This is a genomic window from Enterococcus sp. DIV1298c, assembly GCF_017316315.1.
GTDB lineage: Bacteria > Bacillota > Bacilli > Lactobacillales > Enterococcaceae > Enterococcus_B > Enterococcus_B mangumiae.
In genome coordinates this window covers 1-11,256 of the sequence record NZ_JAFLWG010000050.1, presented here as the reverse complement: position 1 = coordinate 11,256, position 11,256 = coordinate 1, and the positions used below count along the sequence as shown (strand labels likewise).

Genomic DNA, 11,256 nt, shown 5'->3' with positions numbered 1-11,256 from the left:
TAGTTATATTAACAATTAGTAAACCATATTAAATTTAACATTTAACATGATATATAATTTTTTCTAGCCCTCTTTGTAATTGGAGTGCATGGAACATTCGTATGAAATAGTGCGGTATAAAAATGATACAAACAAGAGGTTTATCGTTGTAAAATTTGGGTGTACCCTAGATAGACATTAATTGGATATTTTTCACATATATGGTACGGACAAGAATAATTTATTTTTTAATAATATTCATAATAATCATACTTAAATTTTTATTTGAAGTTCACTAACAAATTCCCCATCATGTGAACTATCAAAATGATTTGCCATAGAAACCTCGTAAACAATTGGATTCCCCTTACAACCTAAATTTTCATATGCTTCTTTAAGGACAAGATAGTTCTTCAAATAGTTCTGCACATTCCAATTAAATTTAACACATAAGTATTCTCCCTCAGCTATTTCATCTGTCATACCATGTAGAGATGGATCTTCTGTTGGATAAACATTGATAAAAAGATAGTTATAATTTATTTCATCCAATGAGTCATAGTTTCTTAAAGTAAATGAACAATTGTATTGATAAGATTTTGGAACCCAACTATTCGTTTCAAGTAGATGATATAACTCTGAAAAATAAAGATCTGGTTGAGTCAAAGGTGTAATTTTTCCATTACAAATCTGCTTTACAATTGTTCTCTTTTTAATCATCCTTCGATAAATCTTTCCTTCAGTCTTATCTAACAATTCATTCTGAAAACTAAGTTCTATTCTTTGATTTTCAAGTAAATTTTTTATATGATTTAACTCATTTATTTGACTATTTATTTCTTTTTCCTGTTTTTCTAAAAAATAATTTAATTGTTTAGGCGAAAGCGACATGGCATTTTTAATATCATTAATAGGCATTTTTAATTTTCTCAAATACTTGATTATTTCTAAATAGAATAATTGTTGGATCGAATAATATCTATAGTTGTTTTCTTTATTTATATATTCTGGTTTAAATAAGTTGATTTGATCATAGTATCTTAAAGTTCGAATAGAGATATTACTCAGTTTTGACATTTTCCCAATTGATAAATATTTCATACAAAGTCTCTCCTCTTGACCCTCTAGTAACGTCATAGTTTATTGTAAAAGTAGTTTAACACAAAGGAGAGAATATTATGACTAAAACTTTACGAATACTAGCTGCTGATTGGCAAGGTGGGAATAAGCCAGAATATTATTTTGGCGCAGAACTTTTATCTTGGTTAGCCCCCAAAAATGAAAATCAAAAAGAAGTTCGGCTGCCAATTGAGTATCCTAATACTGCATCATTGTTAAAGGAAAATAATGTGATCGCACAGAAAGTTGTGAAAGAGAATGTTCAAGTCTCAAAAAGAATCCTGGAAAAAGAGCAACCTGAAAAAATCATCACATTAGGAGGGACTTGCTTAGTATCTCAAGCTCCACTTGATTATTTAAAAGGTAAATACAAAGAGGAATTAGGTGTGATCTGGATTGATGCGCATCCAGATATATCAACTCCAAAAATATATTACAATGAACATGCAATGGTTCTAGGCAACCTATTGGGTATGGGAGATCCAGAACTGTCAAAAATAGTAGAAAATCCACTATCATCAGATTCTATTCTGTATGTAGGTTTGCAAGAACCCAACTTTGAAGAAAAAAATATATTATCTGACCTAGATATTAATTATACGATTCAACAAGATAAACATTTGAATTATGCTGAAATCCAAGAATGGATTAATAAAAATAAATTCAAAAAAATTGCAATCCACTTCGATTTGGATGTTTTAGATCCAAATATATTCCGATCAGTTTATTTCTCAGAACCTGGACAAGACAAGTTCCCATCAAGCGCTGGAAATATGTCTCTATTAGAAGTCACAACTATTTTAACTAGTCTATTTGATAATAATGAAATTGTAGGACTAACTATAGCAGAATATTTACCTTGGGACGCCATAGAATTGAAGAAATTACTCAATAAATTGAGTATCTTTAATCAATAATTTTTTCTACAATAAAATGAAGTTTATAATACTTTTTTTAAAGTTTCAAAAGTTTAAATATGCGAGAACCTAAAAAACAGAGTGTCCAGAATATCGTCCGTTTCTGAACACTTTGTTTTTTGTCTATATTTTTCAAAAAAACAATTCATTCCGTGTTCATAAACCCATGCCAAAATCTATGTTCAATTAAACTATATAAATAAAGTTATGGTACAATAGATTTTAATGAGGAGTGATTATTTTGAAAATAGGATACGCTCGAGTATCTACTGGATTACAAAATTTAGATTTACAAGAAGATAGTTTAAACAAATTTGGTTGTGAGAAAATTTTTACCGATCATATGAGCGGTGCAAAAAGTAATCGACCAGGATTAGAAACGGCCATCAATTTTGTTCGTTCTGGAGATATTCTCGTAGTTTGGCGTTTAGATCGGCTAGGAAGAAATATGGAAGATTTGATTTCGATCGTCAATCGATTGAATGAACGTGGTGTAAGTTTCCATAGTCTTCAAGAAAATATTACAATGGATAAATCTAGCTCTACTGGACAACTTATGTTTCATTTATTTGCGGCTTTTGCAGAATTTGAGCGCAATTTGATTTTGGAAAGATCGGCTGCTGGTCGAGAAGCTGCTCGTGCAAGAGGTCGTTTTGGTGGACGGCCTGAAAAACTAACTGATCAAGATTCAGACTTACTAAAAACCTTAGTTGATAACGGTACTCCTATTAAGACAATTGCGGAACGTTGGAATGTTTCTCGAACAACTATTTATCGTTACCTCAACAAAATAGAAGAAAAAAATAAGGAAACACCTAAGTAACCCTTGGGTGTTTCCTTATTTTTCAAGGCAGTGTACCCTAAATATACACTAGCGGATCATTGAAAAATCTCGATTTCTAGTGTGTGATTAGGGTGTATTTTAAATAGTTCGAGAAAGTAGGTAAAAAAATTGAAAGTTGCATATATTCGAGTCTCTTCTCTTGATCAAAATGAACAATGCCAAATTGAAGAAATGAAACAATTTGGAGCAGAAAAAATTTTTATTGAAAAACAATCTGAAGCCACAATTTCAGAACGGCCAATTTTTCAAAAGGCTTTAGATTCTGTACGTGAACAAGATACTTTTATTGTAGAAGCCATTGATCGATTAGGTAGAGATTATGATGAAATTATCGCTTCAGTTAATTACCTAAAAAATAATAACATCCGGCTGATCATTACTAGTCTACCTATAATGGCGGAAGCAATTGGAAATCCACTCCTGGATAAATTCATTAAAGACTTAATCATTCAAATATTGGCCATGATTGCCGAACAGGAACGTAAAGAATCCAAACGACGCCAGGCACAAGGAATTAAGATTGCTAAGGCTAATGGTGTTTATAAAGGCCGTCCTAAGCTATACAGTGCGGACGCAAAAGATCCCCAACGTCGCCTTGTTTATAAAAGCATCGTTGAGGATCTTAATAAGGGGGTTGCTATTTCAAAGATTGCGAAAGACTACAATATTACAAGACAAACAATCTACCGTATCAAAAAAGAGATCTGAACCTATTTCGTGTACATTCTTTTAATGTTATACTTTTTGGCAACTCGCTTCAAAAAAACTAGGCTATTCTTAAAAGAAGTAAAACTCTCTTATACAAAAACATATTTTTTCTTTTACTAAATTAGTTGGCATAATTTTAATTCATTTGTCTTCACTTATATGGTGATTAGGAAAACTAATTTCTATAGAAATTGATACATAATATTCTACTGCATTTTAGTTTAGAGCATCTTAGGTAATTCTTTTAAGAATGCTTTTCTTCGTTCATCGGTTGTACGATTTACTTGAGAGAAATGAATCCACTTCATATTTTTTTGAGGAATTCCTACTCCATTTAATGTGCTGTTCATAAGGACTCCTTCAACAGCATCACCATATTTCGTTAATGACTCTTTTGAGTAAGTGGAAGTTGTTATCACTGTCGTTTTTTCGATATAAGTTAAGAGTGCTTGCCAATATTTTATGCTGGATTTGATATAGTTTGACTTTATGTTATCTTCATTCATATATTTAAAAATATTTATAAAATATTAAAAAAAAGAGACGGTTTTGTTTTTTCACGTAAATTATATCCACTAAGTTCTTTAAAATAAGATTTATAATCGTTACTTATAATTCTTATCATCTCTTCATCTGAAAAGTCACAAATTTCCAGTAATTCTAATGCTAAACATAGTTTTGCATCTATTCCTAATATTATAGAAATAGATTTCCAAAAATTATCTTGAGAAATTTGTTCAATACACTTCTCAATTTCCCCAATCTGTTGCTCTATATATTCAATAAATGGGCCTGAGGTAATTTCGTATCTATTAAATTCTTTACAAAAGTCTTCAATATACTTAGGGTAGCCATAAATATAATCCATTTTAGTATCTCTTTTCTCTTAGATTATCGTGTATAACATTAAATTCTAATTTTATTTTGTATACACTAAACCTCAATTTTAAGGAACTATACTTAAAGTCCACAATAAATTAGTATTATATGCCGTTGCATCCGGATTTGAACCTTTGGGGATTTTTAAATATACGCTTTTATTCGCCGTTTCCAAATCACCAAAGCGATAAATCCAGGTTCCTTTTCCTGTATTTTCTTGAGCTTTTAATAATACATGCTTTACGTTAGGGACTAAAGTTATATCATCCGTTTCCTGTAATGAAGGACTATTTCCTCCAATGTTAGTAACTAGCTGTTGATTAGTCATACCTATACTTGCTCCTAAAAGCTCATTTCCTCTGTAATCTGTAAATTGTTTGTTTTGTGTTACTGACAATTCCCAACCTGTTTCACTATTATTAGCTCGACGATCACTTATCTGGATATAATTAGGACGGCTGCCAATGTAATTATTTCCCATGTCATTTAAAATTTTTTGTGAATTAGCATAATAAATTTTATCATTTGCAGAAATTTTTTGTTCTCCAAATACGAATTGAGAAACAAAATCGAGACTCAACAATCCTTGATATTCAGGAACCTCTGGTTTATTTTCAGGATTGACCTCATTTTCAGGATTGATTGGGTCGATAGGATCCGGAGTAGCTTTCTTTCCTTCTACTATAGTACTAGCGATACCATCTTTTCCGTTTAAAAAAGCGTAGGCCGTAACTTCATTACCTGCAGAAAATCTTAATCCTTGCGGTAAAGTATAATTATAATCTCCATTATGATCGGCGATAGTATGAAATTTCTCACTTTCAGAAGTATTTGGGGATAGAATACTTCCTGAAGGTATGGATGAATCTCCTGAAAAACGTATATAACTAAATGGATTCGATTTTCCAGTAATAGTAGTTGAATTTGAAGCTACAGAATCTTCCGACAAAGCATCTATTGTTACTTTTACATCAGGTATCTTTTCAAACAAAACTCTTTGCACATTCTGAGTGGTAAAAAACCTTTCAAAATCCGTAATTATATTTTGGTTAATTGATGAAACACTTTCTATCCTAGATGTAAAATTTGAATAAACTAAATTTAAATTAAAGATTGGTGTCCATGTATAGGTCGGATGCACAGCATTATAGTTCCCTCTAGCCCACATTTTAACTGTCTGAATATCAATTTCTAGTAAACCGCTATCTCCTGCTATTCTTATCAACCCATTTTCCGTAGATGTACCTGATATTTCACTTACACGCTGTAAATTGATTCTTTTTGCATCTACAAATTTAAATTTTGAATTTGAGCTAGTAAAATTCATAATACTTTGATTATTTGACGTACTATCACTTGTTATATCTATAACTGCATCCTTGCCAACACTAAAGTCTGCACTACCCTGTACTTCAATAATATTTGAACTTGATGCTCCCATATTTATTCCTTGAATATGCAGTTTCCCACCATCATCTATTTCAAATTTACTACCTCCATTCATAAAAATAGCATTCCACCATACTCCATTTCTATTATCTTTATCACCTGAAGAAACTACACTTACATAGGAATTTTTTCCAATGCTGACCTTTGAATTCGATGAATAAAGACTAATCCCTCCTCTTTTATTTTGTGTTTTCAATTCAACACGAGCATTTTCTTCCACTATAAAATTTCCATTTCTAAGAAGAATATTTACCCCTTCAATTTCTCCCGCATGACCATTTGCTTCAGCTAGTAAAGTCGAATTCTTTTTTAAAGTCAAGGTTCCACCATTTAAGACATCAATATTCCCAGCACCAATTGTTTTTACATCAAGTGTAGCATTTTCTGAAATCTCTACATTAGATACCTCTAAATTTGCCTGATGGGTAGTATATATTTGCCAGTTTTCTCGAAACTTGGATGTATAATATTGTACTTGATGATTTACAACTGTTCCTTTGATGTATATATCTGTATACGGAGCATGTAATAGCTGATTCCCATAATTTGTAATGTTATAATATGTCATTTTGGATGTACGTTGATTGGAATCACTCAAATTTACCAACGAAATAGGTCCATACCAATTACCGTGGTAAATAGTTAGATTTTTTATTTCTATATCCCATGGAGAAATCTGACTTACAGTTCTATTTTCAAATCCTAACATAATAGACCGAAAATCTATTTGATGATTATTCCCTTCAATTATAACTTTTCTAGATATGGAAGCTTCCCTTAACCGAACAAAGCGCTCGGAATTAGGTACATTGTCAGTATTTCCTTCAGTGATATTCTCAATACCTATTCTAGGATTATTAGGTGTTTCAAAATCCGCAATTATGTTTATTGTATGAATTTCTTTGTTTGAAAAAGCCTTAATGAATTCTTCCCAACTAGCAACATCCTTTATAGTTGGATTTCCAATAACGTTAACCTTCGATTGATTCTTCTTATTATCTTTCAAATCACTATTTTCTTCCAAACCTATTTGATTCGAGTAATTTTCATGCTCTTGTATAATGCTGCTGTTCATTTCATTTCTATCTTCATTTATATTAATGTCTTGGTCCTTATTATGAGCTGCGGCTTCTCTATCTTTGTTATCATTCCACTCTTGAACTTCTATACTATGTTTTACTTCATCAATAGAAAAAGTATGTTTTCCAGAATGTTCTATATTAATTCTGATTTCAAATAAATTTTTAGGTATACTTGATTGTATAACCCATTTTCCATCGCCTGTATTGGTTATTGCTTGATCTGATGTTTTATCATTTATTATTTTGGAATCTAATGGAATACTGATCTCAAACTCTGTTGTCACGTTTCTTGTTTTAACAATCAAAGTAAATTCTTCACCAGCTAAGTATTGTGATTGTGTTTCTTCAAAATAAAAGTCTTCTTTTTTATTTTCTGGATGATCTTTTGAAGGACATGAAGAATCTAGCATTTCATCTAATATAGGTTTATTCTCATCTGCATACAAATAACCTACAGTAAAATTTATAGGGAGTATTATATTTTGAATAAAAACAAATAGTATTGTAACTTTTACTATGATTCTTCGTAGCTTCATTTTTTATAGTCTACTCCTTTATTCTAGATTTTAAAAATAACCATATAATTGTAAGAATTAAAATAATAAGTAATATGGAAACAACCAATGTATTTAATTCATTATTATCTGTAACCGTTACATCTGTGCGATTTAGCTCCCTTGCAACATCCGTCTCTATTTCAAATTCTCTTTTCCATTCCCAAATGTCCTTTCCAGACTGAGCAACTAGTTCTAAAATATAGTCTCCACTTTCAAATTTTTCACCATTTAAAGAAATCGGAAAATTGAAACTAGAGTTTGGCGCCATCTGCATATTTTCCTTTTGAGTGCGATACAAAATTTCATTCTCATTTTTTCGTCTTACAGTTGCATCAACTACTAATTTATTAATAAATGTGGGTGTTATGTTTTGTATTTGTGCGCTTATTACATTATGATAATTAAGTTGATCTGCAAAAACATCTTGTAATTCTAAATATGGTTGCACAGATGATCGGTTGTTGCTTACTAATACTCCAATGATATAAACAAACTCATTTGTAAGTGTAAGGCTATCTTCCTTAGTCTCTTCTCCAATATCGTCATTTATTTCTGCAATTCTCAACCCTCCGGCTAATAAACCATTAAATTGTTCGGTAGGCATATTCAAAGTAATTTCAACATTTTTAGATTCATTGGCAGCAAGCTCAATTGGCTCAATTGGCTCAATCAAATCTTCTAAAGAATGCTCTAACGTAGGGTCAATAAACTCAGCATTTTTTCCGTACTCCACAGAACCTAATACATTGGTAAATGCAGTATGTGCTGTTATTTGTACTTTCTTTTTTCTAGCATTACCGTTTTTTAGATTTAGAGTCAACTTTTGAACACTTCCTGGCTCAGCATTCATGTCAAAGTATCTTACGTTTCCATCAACTTGGCTTTCAGAAAATTCTGGAGTAACATAAAAGTCTAATGACTCTTCAGCAGCTACTACTTTCAGCGGAATAAATATAGCTGTCAATATTAAAAGAATTCCACCTATATAACTTTTAAAATAAAATCTTTCGTATGTATCAATATCTCTCACTTAAATTTCAACCTCTTTCTTTGAGAATAGTAGTATCACAAATTTTGTAATACTACTATATTCGTTATCCTCCACATAAATCTATATTGCTATCTTCTATTATTTCTCCCGTACTCAAATATTTCTATTTGTTACAACAGTGTTGTCTACGTCATCCCCCCCGTCTTCACCATCTTCAACGTCTTCTTCTGGTGTTGTTATTAGTTCCCAAGTTAACTTGGCTTCATAACTTGTAGCATCTTTTGCTGTTGAACCTGGTACAGATAATTGAATAGCATTATTAGTAACAACCTCTACATTTGAAGATGAAAATTGTTCGTTTAAATTTGTTTGATTTCCCCATACAATAGATGAGGATCCGGCTCCTTTTCCTGTCTCAGCAGTCATTACGGAAACTGATCCAACATTAGGAATTAACTTTAATCCTTTTGTATGACCAGTAGGGGCATTATTTTGATTAAGTCCTTCATAACGAACCATTGAATCTACAAAAGTAATTTCTGCTCCGGATAAAACATTGTTTTGTGTATCTGACTTAAAGTCACTTACGCTAACTTTTAAATCCCATCCCGCATTTGTTCCACGCAAATCTTGGACCTGTGCAAATGAAACATATGGTACTAATTCTCCCGTTTCTTTAAGAGGTTGTAATTCAGCAACCATACTGTAGGTTTGATCTTGGTTTGAGATTACTTGCGAACCAAAGCTAATTGTTGCGGCTTTCATAATTGATAAAGGCCCTGTCGTACCTGGAATTTCTGGTTCAAGCTCAACATCTGGACCGCCGCCTTCCGGTCCAACTGGTGGTATAACTATTAGTTCGCCATCTTCATCCGCTACAAATTGAATTTCCCCCTCCGTGATTACCGATCTTGTCTCATCTGCAAAAGCTGAAATCGGTCCTCCTACTAGGATAGTGGATAGTAGTAGAGCGATAGGTGATAAACGTATGGTTTTCATAAAAATATTCCTACTTTCTTTCTATTAAATGTTTGTTGCTTTAGGTCTTATTTCTCCTCTTTAATAATTCGTATCCCAAAATAATTAAAGTTAAGCCTATCCAAAAATTCGTATAAGAACTGAAAAAATTAGTTCTTGGTAAATGTTTTCGATTCTGCGGGCCATTATTCCAAATTTTTTGGGATGTTAAATCGGGAGGGGGAGGGGATGGTTTTCCAACTGGTTCGTAAATACCATAAAATCTAATCGTACCTTCTGTTTTCGTTACATCTAATTCTACGGCCTTTGCATTTAGCGTGAAAAAAATTAAAATCACATAACATACGATCACCCCAAGAAACCTCGGTTTAAAATATTTATTAAAAACTCAAAATTTTATCCCTCCTATTACAGCTTAAATTTAAACTTATTAAATCAATCAGTTTATAGATTAAGATTACAACAATAAAAAAAAATAGGAAATCCATGTTTTTCACCCAGTTGTGAACCCACTTTACTATAATTTAATAGCCCTAGAAGGGCTCACCACTCGCTAGCCCCTTAAAAGGGACTTTTTAAATGACCACCAATCTCTCACACCCCTATCTCTCTTTAACTATTTAAATGGATCTACATACTCTTGTTTACTTATACTATCTCTAATTCGACCACCTGCTTCTTATTCTCGAATATATTTTTCAATTGTTTTTTGATTTAATCCAACCGTTTTCACGTAGTATCCTTTGGACCAAAAGCTTTTATTCCCATACTTATATTTCAAATTCGCATGTTTTTCATGGATTAAGGTTGCACTTTGTCCTTTTAAGTTGCCCATAAAACTAGAATACTAATCTTTGGCGGTATTCTTACTAACATATGAATGTGGTTAGGCATTGCATGAGCTTCAATGATTTCAACGTATTTCATCTCACACAATTTTCTTCATATCTGACCAATACTTACTCTTAACTTTCCATAAATCATTTTTCGTCGATACTTCGGGTTAAAGACTATGTGAACCTTACAATTCCATCTCGTATGTACTAAACTTTTATCGCTAAAACTATTTCGTCCACGCGTAGAAACGCACGTTTTTTTTGTACGCTACGCAAACGAAACTGACTAAAGTCAATAACTAAAAAAGCATACAAAAAGCTGCCTGACAGGCTTTTTGTATGCTTTAAATAATTAATAGTTATGAAAGACTTTACTCATCAGCGGATTCAAGTAAGTAATAATATTTATCCAATCCTGCTTATCAGGAACCTTATTGATTAATAAGTAATCTTTTTTTATAACATAATCTAAAAGATAAGGTCGATAATTTGTTACAATCAAATCAACATCTTGTCCAGAAAGAAAGTTCTCTGTCTGACACTCGATTGGAACAAAAAATACATCGTACTTTGATTGTAAGAATATCTGAGCTTGGGTTCGTATTAATTGAATCAACAAATGATTTCCTTCCAAAATGAATATGATTTTTTTAGAAACCGAGTACTTTGTTAACAAAATCTCCATTAACATTGTTAAGCTAGTTGCGATATCTTCGATATTATCATCAAACAATCGTAGTTCCTTATTTCGCTTTATTATGAAATTAACAAAGCGATTATATTCAATAGGGTAGAATTCTTTCACTATTTGTTTCTCTTCTTTTAATTGCTTGTTCCATATAGGACTAATTACTTCATTTATTTTCCTTGATAAAAAAAACGATAAGAGAAAAGTGAATATCTCTTGTTTTCCTTGA

Annotated in this window: 8 protein-coding genes and 2 pseudogenes; 3 read left to right on the top strand and 7 right to left on the bottom strand. The window is 31.7% G+C overall.

Going from position 1 to position 11,256, the window contains the following annotated elements:
- Positions 1–252: 252 nt before the first annotated feature.
- The gene (locus JZO83_RS11770) at positions 253–1,080 is read right to left on the bottom strand and encodes a helix-turn-helix domain-containing protein (protein WP_207115858.1); all 828 of its coding nucleotides are present in this window, start codon (positions 1,078–1,080) and stop codon (positions 253–255) included.
- Between the two features lie 77 nt (positions 1,081–1,157).
- Between JZO83_RS11770 and JZO83_RS11765 the strand changes: the two genes are divergently transcribed.
- The 3 genes from JZO83_RS11765 to JZO83_RS11755 all read left to right on the top strand — a co-directional run bounded on the left by JZO83_RS11765 (position 1,158) and on the right by JZO83_RS11755 (position 3,567).
- Complete coding sequence (locus tag JZO83_RS11765; RefSeq protein ID WP_207115857.1) at positions 1,158–2,015, top strand: arginase family protein; 858 nt, start codon at positions 1,158–1,160, stop codon at positions 2,013–2,015.
- Between the two features lie 232 nt (positions 2,016–2,247).
- Positions 2,248–2,838: a recombinase family protein gene (locus JZO83_RS11760; protein ID WP_207115856.1), complete on the top strand. Its 591-nt coding sequence runs from the start codon at positions 2,248–2,250 to the stop codon at positions 2,836–2,838.
- 129 nt (positions 2,839–2,967) lie between these two features.
- Entirely contained in the window at positions 2,968–3,567 is a 600-nt protein-coding gene (locus tag JZO83_RS11755; RefSeq protein ID WP_207115855.1) for a recombinase family protein, read from the top strand.
- A gap of 520 nt (positions 3,568–4,087) precedes the next feature.
- Here JZO83_RS11755 and JZO83_RS11750 read toward each other — a convergent pair.
- From JZO83_RS11750 to JZO83_RS11725, 6 genes and pseudogenes are all read right to left on the bottom strand, one after another.
- Positions 4,088–4,435, bottom strand: a complete 348-nt coding sequence (locus tag JZO83_RS11750) for a hypothetical protein (RefSeq protein WP_207115854.1) — start codon at positions 4,433–4,435, stop codon at positions 4,088–4,090.
- 78 nt (positions 4,436–4,513) lie between these two features.
- Positions 4,514–7,513 carry a WxL domain-containing protein gene (locus tag JZO83_RS11745; RefSeq protein WP_207115853.1) on the bottom strand — a complete coding sequence of 1,000 codons (3,000 nt, stop codon included), beginning with the start codon at positions 7,511–7,513 and terminating at the stop codon, positions 4,514–4,516.
- Between the two features lie 10 nt (positions 7,514–7,523).
- Positions 7,524–8,564 (bottom strand): DUF916 and DUF3324 domain-containing protein, encoded by a 1,041-nt coding sequence (locus JZO83_RS11740; protein ID WP_347401521.1) that lies wholly within the window; start codon positions 8,562–8,564, stop codon positions 7,524–7,526.
- A gap of 114 nt (positions 8,565–8,678) precedes the next feature.
- The gene (locus JZO83_RS11735; RefSeq protein WP_207115852.1) at positions 8,679–9,524 is read right to left on the bottom strand and encodes a WxL domain-containing protein; all 846 of its coding nucleotides are present in this window, start codon (positions 9,522–9,524) and stop codon (positions 8,679–8,681) included.
- Between the two features lie 595 nt (positions 9,525–10,119).
- A pseudogene (gene tnpA, locus JZO83_RS11730) lies at positions 10,120–10,517 on the bottom strand (IS200/IS605 family transposase).
- Positions 10,518–10,691: 174 nt separating this feature from the next.
- Positions 10,692–11,256: pseudogene (locus JZO83_RS11725) on the bottom strand (M protein trans-acting positive regulator); the annotation flags it as partial.